This window comes from Pseudoalteromonas luteoviolacea S2607 (assembly GCF_001625575.1).
GTDB classification, from domain to species: domain Bacteria; phylum Pseudomonadota; class Gammaproteobacteria; order Enterobacterales; family Alteromonadaceae; genus Pseudoalteromonas; species Pseudoalteromonas luteoviolacea_E.
Genome location: NZ_AUXV01000072.1, coordinates 73794 through 96009 on the forward strand (window position 1 = coordinate 73794; position 22216 = coordinate 96009).

The window sequence follows — 22216 nt, forward strand, 5'->3', positions numbered from 1 at the left end:
GGGGCGTTATCACCCCACTTATTACTGCACGGCTATTGTGGCCGTGCAGATTTAAATACCGTTTTTAAATTAGCATATTCAGCGCCACCCAATCGCGCCAGCGGATCAAGCTTGAGCGCATCGACTTTACTGCGACCTTTGTCGTCAAGTTCAACCACTTCATCGTCGATATAAGCCTGTGTGACCTCGACGAACACCAGCTTCATTGGTAATTCGCCCATCTCCACCACCTTATGTAGCTTACAGCCAAAAGCGACTTTTGCTTTCTCAATTCTAGGTAAGCTAAAACCGGTAAATTCCACCAAATTTAAATCAAGTAAGTCTAACTCAGACTGCTCATTTGGAAGTGTCACTGCCGATTGCGTCACATCATGTGCTAGATCACTGTCGGCAATGTGGATCACCAACTCTTCATTCACCTCAACATTGACTGCCGAGTCTTTGTACTCTCCTGTCGGTTTTTGACCGACTGCGTACATCAAAATAGCTGGATTAGAACTTATTGCGGTGAAATAGGAAAAGGGCGCTAAATTCAAAGTCCCCTTCGCATTTTTCGATAAAACCCAAGCAATAGGGCGAGGAACAACCGTTTGTGTGAGTGTGTGATAGACTCGATTAGGAGAAAGATCCTTAAAGTTTAAAATCATTGACTTGCCTTAGCACAAATGAAACTAGCATAAGGGAGCAAACCCCATTTGTATATGGTCCGTCGGTATTCAACAAAAGATGTTGTGCAATCTCGTGACAAACAACCCATACAGTTACCTTGTTCAAAGCCGTATCAACATTGTTGAAACGAAATACACACTCTACACTTAGCGTTAATAACCAATTGAACTGAGTGCATCCTTATGGCATCTCTGGCGCAAGCTTTGCGTGAATTCAAGCAAACCTATGAACAGTCGGCTCCAGCAGAAATATTGGAAACCCTAAGTCGCAATGTCTCACTGTTGCAACAGCAACAGCTCCATGCGAAAGGCCCACAAGTTTCAGAGCCGATGCCAATTGGTACGCTCTTCGATAACAAAGGTAATGCGGTTGAATTGCATGCATTGCTGCAACGCCCTCTTATTATTACCTTTTTTCGTGGCGGCTGGTGCCCGTACTGCATGCTAGAGTTGCAAGCATGGGAGGGGCTCATCAATGAACAACCATTGATGCCAAACCTGATTGCGGTATCTGGCGAAACACAAAGTTTTACCGAGCAAGTACAACAAGATAATGCGCTCAGCTTTCCCGTACTTATTGACCCTAACTTTTCTGTTATGGAACAATTTGGATTGGTCTATGAAGTCAATGATGCTCTAAAAGAGGTGCTACTAAAATGGGGCGTTGATCTCACTGAACGCACTGCACGTAAAGAGTTCGCGCTGCCAATCCCCGCCACCTATATCATCGACTCAAATGGCATTGTCCAGTACGCTTTTATTGAAGAAGACTATACATCGCGGGCAGAGCCTAGTGAGGTAATGGCTATTTATCAGCAACTTATATAAATATAAATCATCCAGCTCATAGCCATCATGTGCTTATCTTCATTTTATCTATTTGATAAGCACTAATTGCTTGTTCCTCTTTTAATTCACTGTACAACCTGATACAAATTGTTATGTTATAACAAATTAAAATTACAGGTGATTTATGAACATAAACAAATCGCAATCATGTCCCTGCTTATTCACAGCTTTCGTACTTTAAGGATTTGACTCAATGCAAACACAACCAAAGCGTCCTGTCATTCAAATAGACAACTTAGTTAAAACATTCGCTGATCATACGGCGCTTCAAGGGCTAAGTTTGACAGTTAATCAAGGAGAGATACTCGCTTTACTCGGCCCAAATGGGGCAGGAAAAACTACAACAATTAATTGTTTGTTAGGTTTTTTGAAACCAGATAAAGGCCGTATTTCTGTAGCTGGGTACAGCCCTCAAGAAGACGTCGCTTTAGTTCGCAAACAGCTCGCTTACATTCCAGAACAAGTTGCACTATACCCCCGTTTATCAGGCCTAGAGAATCTGGTCTATTTTAGTAAAATTGCCAAAGTGGCAATGGCTGACTGCGACTTGAGAGCCCTACTTGAGATTGTATCGCTACCCAATCACGCCATTGATAAACCGGTATCCAGCTACTCAAAAGGCATGCGACAAAAGGTCGGCATTGCGATTGCCTTGGCAAAAAAATCAAAAGCCTTAATTCTAGACGAACCTACCTCTGGCCTTGACCCATCTGCAAGCCATGAGTTTAGCCAATTGATTCAGCGTTTGGCGCGCCAAGGGGTGGCTATTTTAATGGCCACACATGACCTTTTTCGCGCTCAAGAAGATGCCCATCGTGTCGCGATTATTAATCGCGGCAAGCTGGTTGAAACTATACATTATCAACAGCTTCAAGAAACACAGTTAGAAGCCCACTACTTAAAACACATCAAGGTGGGTGCATAATGTTTAGACAAACGCTTACGAAAGAATGGTTAGATGCCAAACGGCAGGGACAACTGTGGTGGTTGTGTCTAATCGCATCCTTACTTTTATTACTCGCATGTACGACTGGCTGGCAAAACTATCAGAGTTACCAAAGTGATGCCTATGACGTAGCTCAGCAAGAACAAACGCGCTGGCTCAATCAAGGTGAAAAAGGTCCTCATTCCGCAGCGCACTATGGTATTTACGTGATTAAACCGGCTACTCCACTGGTTGCCCTTGATGATGGGTTGCAAGCATATCAAGGAAACGTTGTGCGACTTGAAGCACACACTCGAAATGACGGAATGTTCCGAACTGTGCAAGACAATCTCCCAATGGCGCGTTTTGGTTCACTCACACCTGCATTCGTGCTGCAAGTCCTTTTACCACTGTTAATACTTTTAATCGGCTACCCAATGTTCGCATCAGAAAGGGAACAAGGTACATTAAAACAACTATTGGCGTCCGGAGTCGAACCCTTACAACTATTCGCAGCAAAATGCTGCGTTCTCTTCGCCATTGCCGCCACCTTGCTATTGCCTGTTATTGTTTATCTGCTATTTATTCAGTTTGAACAAAACGAGTCTGCCAAACTGGCCTATCGAAGTGCTGGTTTTTTTGTTGTTTACATCAGCTATGTCGCACTTTGGTCAATCATTACTATCGCCATTTCTTGCCTTTTGAAAAGTTCGCGGCGCAGCCTCATTGTTTTATTAACAATATGGGCACTGTCCACTTTGTTAATACCTAAATTGGCGATGAATTACAGCACAGGTGTTTACCCTCTCGATTCCAACCAAGCATTCCAAAATCGATTAAAACGTGAGGTATATACAGACCATCGAGAAATGGCCTTCGAACGCTTTGAGCAATCTTTACTGCAAAAATATGCGGTTTCTTCTACGAGTGAACTCCCATTTGATTTTGCAGGCGCCAGGCTACAATTTGGCGAACAATATGCCGACGCAATTTTTGATCGCTTGTTTGGTGAACGCCTTGAGCAATTACAATCACAAACTGACAGTTACTTTTTGGCAAGTTTGCTCAGTCCTATGATCGCCGTACAGTCGCTGTCTATGGCTTTTAGCGCCAGTGATTTTCACCATCATCAGCACTTTTTGGCGCGGGCGGAACTTCACCGCCGAATGATGCAGCGCGTGCTTAACCACAATCAGCGTGATCATGCGCACAAAAGCGAAGGGCAATACGTTGCCAACCTTAGCTTATGGCAACAAATCCCAAAATTTGAATATCACCCACCCGCATTTACCGATCTGACTCACCATTACCGAGTTAATTGGTTCAGTTTAGTACTGTGGCTCACGGCCTCTTTATTACTGGGCACTTTCGCAGTTCGAAAATTAACGAAGGAGCCACTAAGATGAAACGGCTATTACTAAATACAGAGTTCAAAAATCTTTTGCGCGAAAAAGTGGCGGTCATCATTGCCGCTTTCAGCATCTTATTGGCCGGTTTAGCCTTTTTGAATGGCCACTTTTTTAGCCAGTCGCAAAGTGAGGTTGTTGAGGCGGCTTGGACAAGCCAACAACATAATATAACTGAGGCTGCAACCCAATTACCACTAAGGCTATCAACCACTGAGCCTGTGAAGTGGTGGCAAGATAGATACGATCTGCGTGCGCAAGCTTTTTATGTCATGGTCAATTACGCAACCAAACCGCCCTTACCAGCGTCTCCCATTGCGATTGGGCAGGCCGATGTCTTGCCTTATTATTTTCGAATGCTAGTTCAAGAAAAACAGCAAGTTGTACAGCAGTATGACTATGTACATCCGCTTAATTTACTACTTGGCCAATTTGACCTTAGCTTTGTACTTATTTATCTACTGCCGTTACTGATCATTGGCATATGCTTTAACGCCCTGTCCAACGAACAACATAGCGGCCAGCTGCGCCTGTTATTGTTACAAGGGGGATCAGCAGGCCAGCTTTTAACCATACAAATCCTATTACGGGGCGCGATCGTACTACTGCCCTTCCTAGTGATCAGCAACTTGTTTTTTATGCTTTTTCGCGAACAGATCGAACTACAGACGCTAACTAATTTCACCCTAATCACTCTATTATATGGCGGATTTTGGCTAGCGCTATGTGCGTGGGTCAATAGCCGTGGAAAAGGCGCTGCGACCAATGCTGCAATCTTAGTGACTTGCTGGCTATCATTTGTAGTCGTGCTACCTGCGCTGATCAATACCTTTATTACCCACGCGGACCCTACACCGTCTAGAATTCAGTATATAGATAGCCTCAGAGCCAGTACTGACGAGGCGAAAAAAGCCGCCGAGAAAACCTTGGCGCAGTTTTTTCAGGACCACCCAGAACTTGCCAGTTCCAGTGCATCAGGAAGTGATTTTGCAACTAAAAAAATAGCAACGATTAATGCTGTTGAACAAGCGATGCAAGCATTTGATGAGCAGTATCAGCAAATACAACAAGCACAGCTTGGTAAGGCCATGTGGCTGAAATATCTATCTGTGGCGACTTTGACACATTCAATCTTAGTTGAACTGTCTGGTAATGGACTTGTACGTCACAATGCGTTTATGGCTCAAGTACAACGTCATCACCAAGCCTTACAGTCGTTTTTTGCAACAGGAATTGTAGAGGCGAACCAAAAAGGTGACTTTTCTCCTTGTAAAGGCTGCAATGCTCGGCCCACAATCACAGATCTCTCGACATTGCCCCAATTTGATAAAGACTTCCCGACACCAAACGTCAATTTGGCACCTATGCTCTGGTTGATTGTATTGTCTTTATTACTGATCCACCGCACCTCTAGAAATGTTGGTGTGTTGGCAGCACCTCAAACATCAAAGGTGGTGGTATAGGACAAACTTAAGGGTCAGCCTGAACAAAAGTATCTGACTGACCCGCCAACATCTAAAGCACCTCGCAAGTTACCATATTAATAACAACACATGTAAACTGTGATTTTGACTTATAAGCTTATAGTAAGAAGCACTAGCGATTTGACAGGACTTGTAAAACCTCAAAAACAAGCTAATTCGTGATTTAACTTAACGATTTCGCTAACGGCAGTGTGATCACAAAGCATGCACCTTGTTGCTTTTCGGGCGTTTGAAGCTCTATTTTGCCGTTAAATTCTGTTCGAATAATATTGTAAACTCGACTCAACCCTAGACCACCGCCACCTTGATTAAGAGCTTGTGAAGCAAAAGGAATAAAAATATTCCCTTCGATGCTGGGTGAGATGCCATTGCCATTGTCACGATAGGTGATTACCGCTGCATGCAAATGCGTATCAAAGTGGCCATCTAGCCAGATATGCCCGTAATCTAAAGATATAAATCCATGTTTGAGCGAGTTTTCAATCAGTTTGGTGAGTACCTCATCAATGGCTTCAATCGAACCATGCAAATTAAGGCCCTCATCAATGTTAATATCAAATTGAATATTTTTACGCCCAAGCGTTGTCGCAAACTTCTCCACAATTTGCGTTGCCAAGAGCTTAAGCGAAAACTCACCTCGTTCTAATTTTACATCATGACTGTAATGCAAGTTCTGAAACCGTTCACTAAGACTTAATAACGCTTTGAGGCTTGCATCATTGGATTGTAAGCTTAATTGAATGACCTCTAAACTTTGCACCAAGTCCGACTTTTTAAGCTGGTCATGTGCTAGCGCATACTGTAGCTGATCGACTTTCGATGCAATGGTGGACTCAGCAGTTGCAATATTCCCCAGCGGCGTGTTTATCTCATGAGCCATACCCACCACCATGCTCGTCATTGATACCATTTTTTCTGCTTCAATGAGTTCGTTTTGCGTTTCCTGTAATGTCAGAATCGAGTCTTGGAGTTTTGCGGTTTTTTCGGTCAGCTGTTCATTGGTCGTTTGAAGTTCAGCGGTTTTAGAAGCCACTTTTTCATCTAGTGTCATGTTTGAAACTTTAAGCTGCTGCTCAGCTTCTTTCAATTCAGTAATATCTGTGATCACGCCTTCAATGTGCTTTTGATTATCGCTATAACCTCCCCGCTCTATCATCCATCGTACTTGCCCATTTTTATGAATAACTCGGTAAACCACTTTAAAGCGTCCACTGACATCGAGCGCCTCTTGGATAACTTGCCATACCATCCCCTGATCATCTGGGTAGATGATATCGGCAAATGCCAACGATTTGTTGTCAATAAAATCTTCAGCATGGTAGCCCGTTGCGAACTCCACCGCGCCATTTAAATAGAGCATGGTCCAGTATTTATCATTTTTGCATCGATACACAATGGAAGGGATTTTATCCACCAATGTTTCGTAACGTAGTTTCTCTTCAGCCAACAACGCTGACGCATCTTTAAGGTGATTGACATACGCTTTATTACGCCGATGAAAGTACGCAAACAGCAAAGTTAAAATGATGACTTCTGCCGCAATGCTCAGAAAGGCCATTGTCTGCAATGCAGTAAATGCACTTTTTATTTTATCTGTCACAGGTTGTAGCGGCGTGGATGTCATAAATACCCAGCCTTGAGAGTTAATCGTAGACATCGTATATAACCGCTGTTTATGGACTAAATAAGCGGCACTTTGAGACCAAAGACGTTGATAAGCCTCATTCCAATCACGTACCATAAGCTGAGTTTCGAAGTTTCTGTCATTACCTGTTTGCAGTAGCCCCTCAATATCAGATGCAACGACTAAACCTTTTTCATTGAGTAGAATAAACTCGCTTTGTTGCTCGCCTTTTAACAGTTGCGCATTATCAAGCAAACTTTGTAATGTGATATCGTGCCCTACAGAGCCACGCCATACCCCATCGACATATACAGGCGTCACTGCCGATAACATGAGTAGCTCAGGTATTGGGTCTTGCATCAAAGGTGTCCAATACGTGCTCGGCGGCGCATTGGGCATCAACCAAGCACTACCTAAATAGCTAAACCCTTCAGGTGCCTTGAAAACAAAGTCCGGCTCTTGAGGCCAGTAAATAACAATGCCGCCATCTTCGTTCATATACCACGAATCTGAAAATTGATTTGATAGTGCGCCTTGTCCAAACATTTCAACGGTTTCTTTGACAAGCATTAAGTGCCTTGACTTTTCAGCTGTGAGCACAACGCCTGCTGGCAAAAATATACCCGCCTGATGAAGGCCGCTGAATACAGATTCTCGCGTTCGAACTGAGCCATCAGGGTAAGGCTGGGTGATACTTGCAAGACTATTTTTTGTGATTAAATTATCTTGCTCTAAGCGAGTTTGTACGGCTTTAGCCAATCGAAATGACGATGCGGAAGCATAACGCAGCCGTTGCTCTATGTGTTCAGCAATGAACCCAGCTTGCCATGCCCGTTGCTCCTTTATTTCAAACAATTCATTTTCAATGAGATTCGATTGCTCTTTTACACTAAAGTAAAGCAAAATCATCAGCACCAAAAAAGCTGATACAGCAGGCATGAACCAAGGTGTCTGGCGGTATTTTATACTCATTACCGCTCAACTATGCGCTTCGAAACAAACAGAGGAAGTGATACATCAATAGCCACGCTCCACACCCTAATCGGCAATACAACGAAGATCAGTACGTCAGACTGCGCTTACAGCCTGAGTATACAAATCTTTTTAATATTACTGAGGTGAACATTCAGTCCTTTAAGCATCGTCAAAAACTGTGAATTTTCAACTTTGCATTGTTTCAAAGTGCTTAAATTACTCCTCCAAAGACCCCTTAAACTAAGCTTCAACTAAGTGGTCGCCAGTAATTTTTTGTCTGAGCTTACTTTGCGTTTGCTGGGATAACCGGTCTCTATATAAGCCTTCAAATCCTGTAAAATATCCGAAAATGCTTTATAAAGACCCAGCTTTAAAATTGGATACAGCACCTTTCCTATCCATTTGAGGGTCACCTTGCTGTGCCAATGCACTCTCGTCTGTCCGCCTGATGTAGCCGTTAGCTGAATCGTTACTTTGTTTTTTACAATTGGTAGTTGAGGGCCGCGCTCTTTAACTGGGATCACCTCAAATACTAAGGTGTGTGATGATTCATCAAAGCGTAAAATATTTTCTACGGCGTGAAATGGATGCTCGTGATTCTCTAAGTTACATACGCGCCCTGCGACGGGGGTTTCACCTTTTAGGCCGTGGTTGATCTCGTAACTGTGCACAACCCCACTCATCCACTTGTATGCATTTGCAAAATCTTCTGCGACTAACTTCCAAACTTGTTCGATAGGTGCGTTAATTGTCTGTTTGTTGTGTATGTTCATAGCAATACTTACCGTTTATTTAGTTGCCAATTTCTTTGTCTGGTGTAACTATAAGCGGACTAAAAACGATACGATACAGACATTATTAGAACATCATGTTGCAAAAATCGAACATCAACTGGCAAGATCTTCACTACTTTTTAGCCATGGTGCGAAGTGGTAGTGCACGCGCCACTGCACAGCAGCTAGGCAGTAGTCACTCAACGATTACACGACGTATAGATCAGTTAGAGTCAAGTTTAGGCACTAAACTATTTCTGCGAGACGTGTCAGGGTTTAAATTAACAGAGCAAGGCGAAACGTTAGTACACTTTGCAGAGCAAGCTGAGTCAGCGATTGGTACCGCATATAACTTAATTCAGGGGCTTGACGCACAGCTCAGCGGTGCAATACGTGTTACGACCTCAGATGCGATAGCCAACCACTTGCTCATGCCGATGATAACTTCATTCAGCCAAACCTACCCAGATATTGATATTGAAGTGGTGTTATCAAGCCAAGTAATGGATTTAAACGAACGAGAAGTTGATATTGCTCTTCGAATATTGCCCAATAACGTGATGCCACCAGAACCCTTAATTGGTCGCATGGTTGGTAAGATAGCCACCTGCTACTATGCCACACCGGCCTATTTAGCCAAACACGACCCTTGGATTGAGCAAAGCAGCGCCAAACTAATTGGTTGGGGAGAGTTAGGTCACTACCCCGACTGGATAAAAACCTCGCCATTTGCACATTTGGGGACTATCTGCCGTTTAAATCATTCGGCGATGCAAGTAGAAGCCGCTAAAGCTGGGTTGGGCATAGCCCGCTTACCCTGCTTTATCGGAGATAAAACCACAGAATTAATCAGAGTGCCAAACTGTAAACCAGACATTGCCTTTGATATTTGGATGTTGTCACACCACGATTCGAGAGAAGTGGCGCGGATCCGCGCCTTTAAAACGCAACTTGTGGACTCATTTGCTGCCCAAAACAAGCGATTGCTTGGCCAAGTAGAATCAATGAAGCGCTAATTTGTGTATGGTCATTTGGGCTTTGCCTCCGGCTTTATCGGTCAAATCTGGCACAAAATACAGCGCCGACACTGAGGTTTTTACGATTCCCTTGTCCTGCGACCACTCAGGGGTCCAATCAGGGCGAGCAAAGCTCGTAATATCGACGCGTTTAGAAGTCGGTGTCATAGCGACAGGTAATACAACCTGATAGTGCGCATAGCTTTTATCACCTTCCCCTCCGTACTCTTTTTGCGACAACTTAATAACCAGAGGGCGGTCGCTCTCATAGGTTATTGCGATACCAGATACCGCGCTCAAATCCCCCGCGGGAATGTCATAAATCAGCTCTACCCAAGAGTTATTTGCTTTGTCTACACGAGGCACCCTATCAAATCCAATCTTCACTCTATCATCCTGAACCAAGGGTTCAGCTAAGATCACCTGACTACCATGTGGATCTGTGGCATAACGCCAATTGTCTTCAACAAATGTTTGCGCTAGCTGAGGGCCAGTACAGCCAACCAGCATTAACAAACTACACAAAGATATGAAGCGCATCTCATTTTCCTTAATCAATTTGTAGAGAATCATAATGAATCATACCGCAGTTACAAAAGTAATTGCGTTTAGCCACCAAAACAACAGGTTGTTCATAGGCTTAACCGTCTCTTGATACAGCGACTATTTGCTTGCGTAACCAACTGATTGCTTCATCATCTTTGTTTCTGATGTTCCAATACAGTTTCATTGCATAGCCAGTTATTGCACAGGGAGTGTCGAATTCAGTGACTTTAAACTTAGGTGCAATGGCCTGGATAAACTTGCGTGGCGCTGTAAATACGGCATCACTGTCTTCGACGATATAAGGCGCACTCGAAAAGTTTGCAACTTTGTACTGCACAGTTCGAGATAAGCCAACTTGTGCAAGCGCATCATCGACCATACCTTTTAAATCTTTCCCCGTGCCCGCCAGTACATGGGGGTACTTGCAAAAAGCCTCTGGCACATTTAGCTCTTGCAACAGTGGGTGGTCACATCGCACGATAGAAACAAAATCATCTCGATACAACGTGGTTACCATAAGGCTCGGATGACTTGACTCCATGACACTAATCGAAAAGTCTACCTCACCACTTTCAATCTGACTGGCAAAACCCCGTTTATCCAGCTTAGTAAACACGACTCGAATATTAGGCGCAATACGACCAAGGTACGTCAGCAAAGGCCCTGCAAGCATCTGCTCGACAAGATCACTGGTGGCAATATAAAAAATGCGCGAAGACGTTCCTGGGTCAAACTGCTCTTGATGTAAAATATGCCGCTCAAAGTCATTTAACCAGCGCCCTAGCTGGGGCTTTAACGCTTCTGCCCTCGGCGTTAATACCAGCTGATTACCTTGACGAATAACTAACGAGTCATTAAAACTGTGACGCAGCTTTTTTAAAACATGACTCACCGCAGACTGCGTCAAACCCGCCCTTTCTCCTGCGCGAGTTAAGTTTTTCGTTTCAAAGATAATCTGCAATAACCTTAATTGATTCAATTCGATATCTGAAATATTACCCATTTACAACCACCAGCTATTAATGAAATTAATAGCAATATTAAACCTATTAATTTCATTAATGAAGCTCTGCCACATATTCTTAACCCATCTCGAAAAGACATACAGACTATTAGGAAAACCGTTATGAAACTTAAACCGCTATTTGCACTGGCCGCACTCACAATGAGCCCTCTCACTTTGGCCGATGAAATTCTGGTTGTGATGTCGGACACCGCACAAATGACTTTAAAAAATGGTTCAAACTACGAAACAGGCGTCTATCTGAATGAGCTGATGGAACCGGTTAAATTGTTTTTAGAAGCTGGGCATACTCTGACCTTTGCATCACCTAAGGGTATGGCACCAAGGTTGGACCCAGTATCTGATACACCGGATCATTTTTTAGATGTAAGCCAAGAAAATTACGCCGCACACAAAGCACTCTTTAATCAATTAATGATTGACGACAAGACACACAGCCCCGTTATGAGCTTTTCTCGCATCGAGCAAATCGGCATTGAGCAGTTTGATGCTGTATTTGTCCCAGGTGGGCACGCGCCACTTGGCGATTTAGTCAGTAATGAACAGCTCGGTCAGTTTTTACGTCACTTCAATGCCACGCAAAAACCCACAGGGCTCGTTTGTCATGGACCTGTGGCGCTACTCTCAGCCTTACCCAATGCACAGCAGTTCGAACAGCAAATGAAATCAAACGGCAAAGCCAAAGCCGCTAAAGGTTGGGTATACGATGGCTATAAAATGACGACTTTTAGCAACTCAGAAGAAGCTGTTGCTACAAAGTATTACCTAGGTGGTGATGAACTCTTTTATTGGCCACAAGATGCGCTTACCAAAGCGGGTGGCAATTACACAAGAGGAGAACAAGATTGGCAGCCACATATCGTGATTGACCGAGAGCTCATTACAGGCCAAAACAACAAGTCTTCCGTGGGCGTCGCCAAAGCATTGTTAGAAAAGCTGAATTAAACCACACCTACTCACACGTTAATCATACAACTTTTGGAGAACACCATGACACAAACAGTTTTAGTAACCGGTGCTAACAGTGGCTTTGGCTACTTAATCGCAAATACATTAATTGATGCAGGCCACCACGTGATTGGCACCATGCGCGACCCACAGGGTCGTAACGCCTCAATCGCCAATGAACTTAAAGCCAAAGGCATTAAAATCGTCGATATTGATGTCACCAATGACCAAAGTGTTGCACAGGGTGTCAAATTGGCTCTGACACATACGGGCAAAATTGACGTACTCATTAACAATGCCGGTGTGGGTACCTTAGGCTGGCAAGAAAGTTTTGATGTTGAGGACTTTAAACGCGTGTTTGATATTAATGTATTTGGGGTGCAAAGAATGACCCGTGCTGTTTTACCAAACATGAAACAGCAAGGCAGCGGTACCCTGATTCAAGTCTCGAGTATTTTAGGCCAGTTTGTTTTACCATTTCTTGGCGCATATAACGCCACTAAACATGCGGTGGAAGGCTTGGCTGAAAACTATCGTGTAGAACTCTCGCAATTTGGCATTCAGTCTTTAATCGTCCAACCGGGCGGGTTTGGAACTGATTTTGGCGCAAACTTATTAAGATCGAGCGATGCTGCGGTGAGCCAAAGTTATGGAGAATTTGCTGACGCACCGGAGAAAATGTGGGCAGGTACAGAGCAAGGGCACGATGCCGACGACGCACCAAACCCACAAATGGTAGCTGATGCGGTGCTTAAGCTATTGCAAACAGCCCCTGTTGAGCGCCCATTTAGAACAACGGTTGATGGCACAGGACTGAACCCGATTATCGAGTCAGTCAATCAAGCAACTGAAAATGCCATGCAACAAATATATGGCTTATACGGCATGCAGGATATGTTGGCCCTTAAAACACGCTAATCAAAATAAACCGTACTTAAAAGTGGCCACACTGCCCTTGCGAACGACGACTTCGTATTTGGTGTGGCTACTTTTTATTTTCAGCGCTCAACTATTGATCGGCCAAGTCTGCATGCTGCTTAAACACATCTTCTAGCTCACTCATTTTAAACGGCTTGCCTAAATGACCATTCATGCCAATTGCAAAATATTTATCAATTTCTGACTGCATCACGTTCGCCGTTAGTGCAATAATGGTCAGCGTGTCTGCATCATAGCTTTGCCGAATCACTTTCGTAGCTTCTACACCATCCATCACAGGCATTTGAATATCCATAAACACCATATCAAAAGCGCCGTCGCAGGCATTAATGACTTCCACCGCTTCTTGCCCGTTTACTGCCACATCGACTTCCAGTCCAGCTATACGCCCAAGTAGTTTTAAGGCCACAATGCGATTTATCTCATTGTCTTCAACCAGTAAAACCTTCAACTGAGAACCTTGTAATACATTGGATGATACATCACCGGCCGTCTTTGCCGTTTCATCACGGCCAACTGCACCACCTGAGCTACTTGCAGTACTGCTCGTTAAATCACGGGGGCGCGTTAGCACATCAATTAAGTCACGTTTAAGCAGCGGCTTATACAAAATAGGGTAATCCAAATCCGTTTTAATGAACTCTTCCGTATGCGCCGTATATATCACGACCCTTTGTGGCAGTACGTCGAGACTCTCGAGCTTTTTAAGCAGTTCATTGGCTTCATAATCTGGTAGGACCCAATCAAGTAGTAGGATATCAAATTGAGATTCAGACAAGCGTAGCTGTGCTTCACACCCTCGCGTGGCACCTGTCACCTCTAAGCCCAACGAACGTGCGATGTTAGTGCTCACTTCCAAATAAATTGGGTCATCTTCTACGATTAACATTGAGCCTTGCATGTTAACCACAATTTCAGGCTCTTCGTTACATACAGTGTCCAACGGCAACGTAACTGTAAATTTAGAACCTTGCCCTACCGTACTTTCAACATGAATTTCACCGTGCATCAGCTCCGTTAATAACTTACAAATCGTGAGCCCTAACCCCGTGCCACCGTATTTTCGTGTCGTGGATGACTCTGCTTGTGTAAATCGTTCAAATAACAATGCCACTTTATCTTCTGCAATGCCGATACCAGTGTCTATGATTGAGATCTCTACCCACTCCTTATCTTGCTCTTTGCGCTTTTTGCGAACGTTAAGCGTCACCGTTCCTTGCTCAGTGAATTTAACCGCATTAGACGCAAAGTTGAGCATAATCTGATTAATGCGAACTGGGTCGCCCACATATTGGTCGTTCAATTCTGGGTCCAAATCAAATATCAATTTGATCCCCTTCGTATTTGCTATCGGCGTTATCAAAGACCGTAAATTATCGAGTAGGTCTTCAAATTGAAAAGACACGTGCTCGATATGCAGCTTTTTAGATTCTATCTTAGAAAAGTCTAAAATATCATTGATGATTGTTGTCAGGGCATTCGCCGAAAAGCGTACCTTTTCAAGGTAGTTTCGCTGTATCGCGGTAAGTTCAGTATTAAGCAAAATATCTGTCAGTCCTAGGATCCCATTCATTGGCGTACGAATTTCATGGGACATGTTGGATACAAATAGCGACTTGGTTTCGGCGGCTTGGTTAGCCAATTGATTCGCCTTTTTCAAATCCATCATCAAGCGAGCTAAAGCGGTGATCACCAACAAAAAGACCACTGCCAATAGCAGCATAATAGAGCGCATCATCGACCAGTACGTGCCCTTGATATTTTCAGCCAGTAATTGGTTATCTTTTAAAATGACACGAGAAATCTCACTTTGTTGAATGGGCACTAATAAGTTCGAAGCTTGCAATGCGTTTTCTAGTACAAACTCGATATGCAGTCGCATTATCCTGAATCTAGGCTCAGCTTCTTCAAGTTGCTCAAGCGCTGGCAAAGTTGCTTCAAGCTTTGCTCTTACACGTTCAATGACAGGGATGGAGTTAGTCACCATCAGATTTGAAACTAGCGATACCACTTCACTGATAATGTTCTGCGATTGCGGCGCATATTCTCCTCTTTCTAATTCTTGTTTCGCGATGTATCGGTAGGATGTTTTTAGCATTGACGCCAATTGCATGTAAGTGTCGATAGTCACCTGAAATTTATCTAACTCTGTGGCCACATCTTGGTTCAATAAGTCATTTAAATCTAACTCTTGGAGGTAACGTTCAAATTCCAATTGCTTTTGCGCATGCCGGTCAAAATGGTAAATATTGCTATCCATCGCAGACAGCGTTTCAAGTGATAGCTCCGTTGCCACCAAGTTGAGGCGGCTTTTTAACTCCAACTCATGTTGGTGTCGGTTAAGAAGGTGGTAGGCATCAATGGCGGCAAAGCCAAAAAACCATATCAACCCTAGCAATATTGCTTCGATTAGATATTTCACTCTGTCAAAGACCTCGGTAATTCACCAGAAAAAGCATGTAAAAGCGCCTCAATATCTGCGACATCCTCATCACTGAGCTCTAGGCCCAGTTGCCCTCTTGCCATAATGCGAATTGCATCAGCTAGCTCATCGACCGACCCATTGTGAAAATACGGCGAGGTGTCGGCGACATTTCTCAAACTTGGTACTTTAAATACATATTTATCTTGTTCATTTTTAGTCAATTCATATCGGCCAAAATCGTCCTGCAAACTCGTCGGTACTCTGTCTAACCGACCTATTTTTTGATAGAGATTACCGCCAATATTGCGCCCCTGATGGCAAGTGACACAGCCATAATTTACAAACTTGTCATACCCTCTTTTTTGTTGGGGGCTCAGTGCATTGGTATCACCGAGTAAAAACGCATCAATAGGGGTATTTTCGGAAACCAAAGACTCTTCAAAAGCCACAATGGCTTTGATGATGTTTTGTTCTGTGATCCCCTCTTCAGAGAGGGCATTAAAACTACTGACAAAACCGGGCTGAGCACTGAGCTTTTCAATCACTTGCGCCCAGTTAGTGCCCATTTCAAGTGGATTATGGATAGGTTGAGGTGCTTGTTCTATTAAGTCAGAACTGCGGCCATCCCAAAATTGACGAAAGTTGAAAACCGCATTTATCACCGTTGGGGAATTGCGGTCACCCAATTGCTGCTTGATCCCCACTGAAACAGGAAACCCATCATCTCCCCCGTTATACAAGTCGTGACACGAGGCGCAAGATGTGGAGTTATCGGCCGAAAGCAGTGGACTTTTGAATAGCGCCTTACCGAGTTTTGCCCAAGCTAAATCATATTCCATCACCTTAGGTAATGGCTGGATCGGCGCATCGACATCACGCTCCAAAAACCGCATTTTGATGACGCTGCGCTCTGTATTTTGCTTCCAACGATATTTTTGCTCTGCCGTAAAGAACTGAAGTACGAGGCTAAGGCAAATACAAAGTAGCAGCCCAGTGATCAGCAACACATATCTTGTACTCATTTATACATCCTTGCTGAACTCTTATTTCGTCTATGATTCGATACCAGTAAGTATAGACACAACACACCCAAGTGCTTGTTTAATTTGTGAACTGAGTTACATCATCTTGGTATGATTTTAGTTACGCTGAGCCAGCTAAAGGGGTGCTATTCAACGCCTGTACACGCGAGTTTATGAGCAAACGGTTTGGTCCGCATATCACACAAAAAGCGTAGTATTAACGGACCCAAACACTAAAAAATTAAGGCTGCTGACGAGTCGCTGCAACTTGAATCTCTCGGATGCACACTTGCTGAGGTTGCGCTTGAATAAACAGCGCGGTGCGCGCAATATCATCGGCAAGCAAAGCGCCGCCCATCGTTTGCTTCCACTCCTCATAGCCATCTTTAATTTCGTCGGACGTTGTATGACTGAGTAACTCAGTTTCGACGGCTCCTGGGCATACATTACTCACCCGCACGCCAAAGTCTGCAACCTCTTCTCGCACGTTTTCGCTGATAGCAGAAACCGCAAACTTAGTGCCGCAATATGCGGCATGGTTTGGAAACGTTTTCTTACCCGCAATTGAACTGATATTGATAATGGTACCGCCGCGTCGCGCTTTCATCGGTGCAAGCACGGCTTGCATGGTGTGCATAAGAGCTAACACATTGACGTCAAACATTGTGTGCCACTCACTGCTGTCTTGATTGTCTATTTGGCCAAGCAACATCACACCCGCATTATTAATGAGACACTCAACTGGGCCATACGTTTCTTCAGCTACTTTTAGAGCCTGTTCAAATGCGGTGCGGTCTGTTACATCAACCTGTGCACAAAGGCAGTTAGGTAAATTTAGCGCCGTTAATCTCTCGACACGTCTGGCAACTAACAATAACGGGTAACCAGCTTCGCTAAAACGCTTAGCTATCGCCTCACCAATGCCCGAACTTGCACCTGTAATAACCACTAACTTTTTCATACTGACCTCTTTGACTATGCCTGTTTGTTATAAAGAAGTTTGCTTGACGACGGATAAACCAGAGCTTGTCTACTCAAATAAATATCGTCCCTCAAACTTAGGAGAGTATTTTAAGGCAGCCGTTATTGATGATATACATGACCAAATTCACATCACTGTTTACAAATAATGACTAATAGTTATGATTTAAACATGCTCACAGTTGGTCTTTGGTATGAGAAAAGAAGTAAATTACGCGGATATAAATAGCTTTTTGGTATTAGTAGAAGAAGGCAGTTTTACAAACGCTGCTGATAAACTGCAATGTTCACGCTCACAAGTTTCTAAACAACTCTCTCAACTTGAGGCCAATTTAGGCGTAAGCCTACTCGTTAGAACAACCCGAACACAGCATTTAACCCCCTCCGGTCAGGTATTTTATGCGCAGTGTAAACGCGCATTTATCGGTATAGACAAAGCGATAGACAATACCATTGAGGCAACGAGTCGCCTTTCTGGTGAAATTAAAATTAACTGTGTTGGCGGCTTTATTGGTGAGAATATAGTTGGCTCACTGGTCGCGGACTTTATGCAGCAACATCCCGAAGTCACCGTTAACCTTGATTTTAGTAGCCGAAGAGTCGATCTCATTGCTGGTGAATTCGATTTTGTATTTCGGATGGGGGAACTCACCGACTCCGCCTTGATAGCCAGAAAGTTGATGGACCTTACTATCGGAACATACGCCAGTCCAGAATATATCGAGCTATACGGCAAACCCGAACACCCTAAAAATCTCATAACGCACAAGTGCATCACAGGTAGCATGAAAACGTGGATGTTTACAAATACACAAACGCTCGAGACACAAGAGGTCAACATCAAAGGCGACCTGACGTGTAAAAATGGCAGAGTGATGCTCTGTTCAGCCATACGGGGGAACGGCATTATCCGCATACCAGAAATTTACTGCACGACTGAAATCAATGAAGGTAAGCTGCTGCCCGTGTTTGATCATTGGCAGCCAAGGCCCTCTCCACTGTATCTTGTTTATTTACAAGATAAGCACCCGCCTTCAAGAGTGACGGCGTTCAAGGAATTTGCCTTGAACAACTTTACACATTACGCAACCTGCTAATCACCGAAAAATGCCAGCAAGGTTGCTTGCTGGCATTTGCGCACAGGGGAACATCTGTGACGGAGTACGGCGCTCTAATAAATCACTAAAGGGTGTAACTTAGCCCCAAGCTAAAGCTACGACCAGTGATTGGATAAGTGCTACCACCGGAGCTAGTGCCCGGATGGCCTAACCAATCCTTATCCATTACATTGTTTACGTTAAAATAAACCTCAAAATCATCATTTAAGTAATAACCGACCCGCAAATGATGAAGAACTGACGTTGGCAAAACATGTTGCTCGTAGTCTTGTGCGGTTACATCCCTTCTATATAAAACAGAATGTACGTAATTGGTTTTCCAACGCACGGATAAGTCATTTAAGCTGTACTTTGCGACAAAGCTGCCTTTCCATTCAGGCGTGCCAGAGGAGCCTGCATATTCAAAGACGGTTTCTCCCTCCAGCGGAGAGTCGACAAAAGTAGAGTTGATAATGCGTGTTGCATAGGCGCTCAACTGCAGGCTGCCGTAATCTCCTAACTTCCACGGGTAGTAAACGCCGACATCCACACCTCGGCGAGAAAGTAGATTCGCATTAACCCAAGTGTCATTAATATTGGTGATATTGCCATCTGCTGCGCGTGTAACCTGAGCACAAAAGCCATTATTAATGGTGGCAGAGTCAACACACATTTCTGCGGTATCAAATGCGCCAAATCGCGCAATCCCGTCATTCAGGTCAATGTCAAAGTAGTCCACAGTCAAGCTCAAGTCTTCAACAAAGCTTGGCGTGAACACCAACCCCACTGTTTTTGTGTAAGCCGTTTCAACTTCTAATTGCGCGTTGCCAGATACGGTAACATCCACACCGGTTGTGACATTCGTCGCGGCGTTGAAATCCGCAGGCAAGCCCAAAGCCTGACAATTGGCTTTGCGGGTTGCTTGTTTGTCTGTCGATATGGTGTCGATTTCTGTTGCATCACACGGATCATCGCCGCGAATAAAGGTAATCGAACTTGGGCTCAATAACTCGGTTAACTGAGGCGCTCTCACAGCTTTTGATTTAACCGCGCGCAAACGAAGATCATCGGTGACAGCCCAGTTGATCCCCAACTTCCAGCTATCTGTAGTACCCGCATAGGTATAGTTCGCCTTACGATAGGCGGTTTCAATATCAAGCTGTTTCACCGCTGGCGCATCAGACAATACAGGCACAACCAATTCAACATATGCCTCTTTCACCGTGCGGTCCACGTCGTTATTCTGGCTTTTCTTGTTCCGGTTTAAACCCAATAATGTAGTCTCTGACAAGTTAACTTCCATGCCTTCTTTGCGTATTTCGACACCGGTTGCAAAAGACAAGTAACCCGCCGGTAAATCAAGAATATCACCCGTGAGATTTGCCGAGAAAGTATGCTGTGAGATCACCCGCTCATCAGTGAAAGGGTCCAATCGCAAGTAGTCCACCACCTCTTTACTCAAAGGCATAAATGGGTTGAATTCAGGACAGTTGGGTTCACACTCACCAATCAATGTGTAGCCACCATCGTACCGTTCACTGTTGATACGATTCAATGACGTCGCTTGAGAGGTTGTTTGGCCACTTGCTACGTATGCATCCCACACCCAGCCATTCTCCAGCTCACCTTCAAAAGACAATGACGCACCAAAATACTCCCTCTCTGTATCGGTGGTGCGATTGCCAAAGTCATTAAACGTATAAGGGGTGGCAATCCAGTTAGAGCCCGTATCTGCTTGTTTTACCGTATCGATAACTTGCTGCGGCACGGTAAATGGCGCATCGGTGATATCTACCCAGCCCTTGTTACTAAAGATAAACTCAGGGTCGAGCTGGGTGGTCGCACTGACTTTGCTATAAGACACACTGCCCGTCATGTAGATGTCAGACGGTAATTCATAGTTGCCCGTCACATAGGCACTGTGGCGCTGATAAGGCTGAATGGGTTCTGTCGGGCCTGCGCTGGAATACAAATTAGGGTTTAAATCATGAGACTGCTTGTAATATGAATGTAACTCGGAGTCTAAAATGGCGAGATACCCTTCTCCCAATTGACCGTCGTCCTGACGTTGAAACTGATAATAGTTAAAAGTTTTATCAATCATAAATGTCGGACGGTCGGGCGTAATGTTATAGTCCGACCAACCCACGTTATTTAAAATAATGTTTCTTGGATTGTCGCCATCTGGGTTACGAATATAACTTGTCTGCCCTCTAGCACCTTTACGGTCGACAACCCTTAGGTTCTCTTGATTAAAGAAATCGAAGCTCATCATAATGTTGCCCCCATCGATTTCTTTGCCATAGGTTAATGTCAGACTTTGTGATTCTGCATCCCCTCGCTCAGACGTACCTGCTTGCGCATCCACGGTAAAATCATTGTAGCTTTCTTTTAAAATGACATTAATCACCCCAGCGACAGCATCTGAGCCATAAATTGACGAAGCACCACCGGTGAGTATCTCCACTCGCTCAATAAGTCTTGCGGGAATATTACTGACATCCGTTACTAATAAGCCACTGCTATCTACCGTTTGCGTCGGGCGACGACCATTAATCAGCACCAAAGTACGAATTTCACCAAGCCCCCTCAAATCAGGAACTGACAAGCCAGCGTTGGCGGGATTGTAGGCATTGTCTGTAGATTCAATCCCCTGTGCAAACTGCGGTAATGTCGCAAGTACATCACCTACATTCAGGTTTCCGCCGACGTTTAGTTCATCAGAGCTTATCACCATAACGGGTGCAACGGTGGTCATGCCTTGTCTTAAGATCCGGCTTCCTGTGACCGATATTTTCTCAATTTTTTCATCGTCAGCGCCACTTTCCTGCGCAAATGAGTGTTGTGACATGCCCAAAGCGCTACTAATCGCAATGCCCAAAATGGTTTTTCTTATAAATGTATTTCGCATTTTATTCCCACCTCCAAACAGACTGGAGGCTCCCCTAGTTGATGTAATGAAATTTGTTACATTTTGATGAAGAAAAATTAGAATGTATAAAATATACAATTATGACAAGTGCAAAAATTCAACGCATAAAAAATACCAATGCGCCAAGATGAATGTAATTTCGGTACTTTGAGGATATAGCGGATAAAAAATCATTCCGTGCAGGTATCTATGCAAATAGGAGCGTTCCTATTTAGTGTATAATATTTAAGTATATGTTAATTTAATCTGGTTATATAAAGTACACTTCCATTTGAACAGAAAATACAAAAACCCAAAAATTAAAAACCTATAAAGTAAGCAAGTATTCACACACAAAAAGAAAGTAAGGTATGGAAAGAATCTACCCAAAAATGTACAAGTGGTTTAATTGTGAGAAACCAAGCCATTATTTAACTTATATCAAGAAGCTTTCACTCACTCTTCGGCAACATAAAATGTAAAAAAGCAAACGCCTGTGATAAAACGCTCGGACAACCCTGCCAAAGCCCAAAAAAACAAAAAGGTATAAATTATGCAATTTAGCGGGATTAGAGCTACACGAGTGTGATAATCAAGATCTGT

At 43.9% G+C, this 22216-nt stretch carries 17 protein-coding genes; 8 read left to right on the top strand and 9 right to left on the bottom strand.

Annotated features, from left to right (window positions below; genetic code table 11):
- Positions 1 to 32 precede the first annotated feature (32 nt).
- Entirely contained in the window at positions 33 to 647 is a 615-nt protein-coding gene (locus N480_RS22040; RefSeq protein ID WP_063374593.1) for a flavin reductase family protein, read from the bottom strand.
- A 204-nt stretch (positions 648 to 851) separates the two neighbouring features.
- Here N480_RS22040 and N480_RS22045 point away from each other — a divergent pair, with 204 nt between their 5' ends.
- The 4 genes from N480_RS22045 to N480_RS22060 all read left to right on the top strand — a co-directional run bounded on the left by N480_RS22045 (position 852) and on the right by N480_RS22060 (position 5311).
- Positions 852 to 1496 (top strand): peroxiredoxin-like family protein, encoded by a 645-nt coding sequence (locus tag N480_RS22045; protein ID WP_063374594.1) that lies wholly within the window; start codon positions 852 to 854, stop codon positions 1494 to 1496.
- 214 nt (positions 1497 to 1710) lie between these two features.
- On the top strand, positions 1711 to 2442 hold the full coding sequence (locus tag N480_RS22050; protein WP_063374595.1) for an ABC transporter ATP-binding protein: 732 nt from the start codon (positions 1711 to 1713) through the stop codon (positions 2440 to 2442).
- Positions 2442 to 3848: a DUF3526 domain-containing protein gene (locus tag N480_RS22055; protein ID WP_063374596.1), complete on the top strand. Its 1407-nt coding sequence runs from the start codon at positions 2442 to 2444 to the stop codon at positions 3846 to 3848. The genes N480_RS22050 and N480_RS22055 overlap by 1 nt, the downstream gene beginning before the upstream one ends.
- A complete protein-coding gene (locus N480_RS22060) occupies positions 3845 to 5311 on the top strand; it encodes a DUF3526 domain-containing protein (protein ID WP_063374597.1) in 1467 nt (488 codons plus the stop codon). The genes N480_RS22055 and N480_RS22060 overlap by 4 nt, the downstream gene beginning before the upstream one ends.
- Positions 5312 to 5495: 184 nt before the next feature.
- Here N480_RS22060 and N480_RS22065 read toward each other — a convergent pair whose 3' ends face one another.
- Together N480_RS22065 and N480_RS22070 are read right to left on the bottom strand one after the other, a co-directional pair.
- Positions 5496 to 7928: an ATP-binding protein gene (locus N480_RS22065; RefSeq protein ID WP_081231962.1), complete on the bottom strand. Its 2433-nt coding sequence runs from the start codon at positions 7926 to 7928 to the stop codon at positions 5496 to 5498.
- 254 nt (positions 7929 to 8182) lie between these two features.
- Complete coding sequence (locus N480_RS22070) at positions 8183 to 8704, bottom strand: SRPBCC family protein (protein ID WP_063374599.1); 522 nt, start codon at positions 8702 to 8704, stop codon at positions 8183 to 8185.
- Positions 8705 to 8799: 95 nt separating this feature from the next.
- On the opposite strand from N480_RS22070, the gene N480_RS22075 reads away from it, so the two are divergent.
- Positions 8800 to 9720: a LysR family transcriptional regulator gene (locus tag N480_RS22075; RefSeq protein WP_196761541.1), complete on the top strand. Its 921-nt coding sequence runs from the start codon at positions 8800 to 8802 to the stop codon at positions 9718 to 9720.
- Here N480_RS22075 and N480_RS22080 read toward each other — a convergent pair.
- Positions 9706 to 10260, bottom strand: coding sequence for a hypothetical protein (locus N480_RS22080; protein WP_063374600.1), 555 nt, complete (start codon positions 10258 to 10260; stop codon positions 9706 to 9708). The two genes, N480_RS22075 and N480_RS22080, sit on opposite strands and share 15 nt — an antisense overlap.
- A 100-nt stretch (positions 10261 to 10360) precedes the next feature.
- Complete coding sequence (locus tag N480_RS22085; RefSeq protein ID WP_063374601.1) at positions 10361 to 11269, bottom strand: LysR family transcriptional regulator; 909 nt, start codon at positions 11267 to 11269, stop codon at positions 10361 to 10363.
- A gap of 123 nt (positions 11270 to 11392) precedes the next feature.
- Between N480_RS22085 and N480_RS22090 the strand changes: the two genes are divergently transcribed.
- Entirely contained in the window at positions 11393 to 12235 is an 843-nt protein-coding gene (locus N480_RS22090; RefSeq protein WP_063374602.1) for a type 1 glutamine amidotransferase domain-containing protein, read from the top strand.
- A 45-nt stretch (positions 12236 to 12280) separates the two neighbouring features.
- A complete protein-coding gene (locus N480_RS22095) occupies positions 12281 to 13156 on the top strand; it encodes an SDR family oxidoreductase (RefSeq protein ID WP_063374603.1) in 876 nt (291 codons plus the stop codon).
- A 91-nt stretch (positions 13157 to 13247) separates the two neighbouring features.
- On the opposite strand, the gene N480_RS22100 is transcribed toward N480_RS22095, so the two are convergent.
- The 3 genes from N480_RS22100 to N480_RS22110 form a co-directional block, all read right to left on the bottom strand.
- Positions 13248 to 15599, bottom strand: coding sequence for a hybrid sensor histidine kinase/response regulator (locus N480_RS22100; protein WP_063374604.1), 2352 nt, complete (start codon positions 15597 to 15599; stop codon positions 13248 to 13250).
- Complete coding sequence (locus tag N480_RS22105; RefSeq protein WP_063374605.1) at positions 15596 to 16624, bottom strand: cytochrome-c peroxidase; 1029 nt, start codon at positions 16622 to 16624, stop codon at positions 15596 to 15598. Before N480_RS22105 ends, N480_RS22100 begins: the two co-directional genes overlap by 4 nt.
- 241 nt (positions 16625 to 16865) lie before the next feature.
- Complete coding sequence (locus N480_RS22110) at positions 16866 to 17585, bottom strand: SDR family oxidoreductase (RefSeq protein WP_063374606.1); 720 nt, start codon at positions 17583 to 17585, stop codon at positions 16866 to 16868.
- Between the two features lie 214 nt (positions 17586 to 17799).
- Here N480_RS22110 and N480_RS22115 point away from each other — a divergent pair, with 214 nt between their 5' ends.
- Positions 17800 to 18702 (top strand): LysR family transcriptional regulator, encoded by a 903-nt coding sequence (locus N480_RS22115; protein WP_063374607.1) that lies wholly within the window; start codon positions 17800 to 17802, stop codon positions 18700 to 18702.
- 85 nt (positions 18703 to 18787) lie between these two features.
- On the opposite strand, the gene N480_RS22120 is transcribed toward N480_RS22115, so the two are convergent.
- Positions 18788 to 21613 (bottom strand): TonB-dependent receptor plug domain-containing protein, encoded by a 2826-nt coding sequence (locus tag N480_RS22120; RefSeq protein ID WP_063374608.1) that lies wholly within the window; start codon positions 21611 to 21613, stop codon positions 18788 to 18790.
- Between the last annotated feature and the right edge of the window lie 603 nt (positions 21614 to 22216).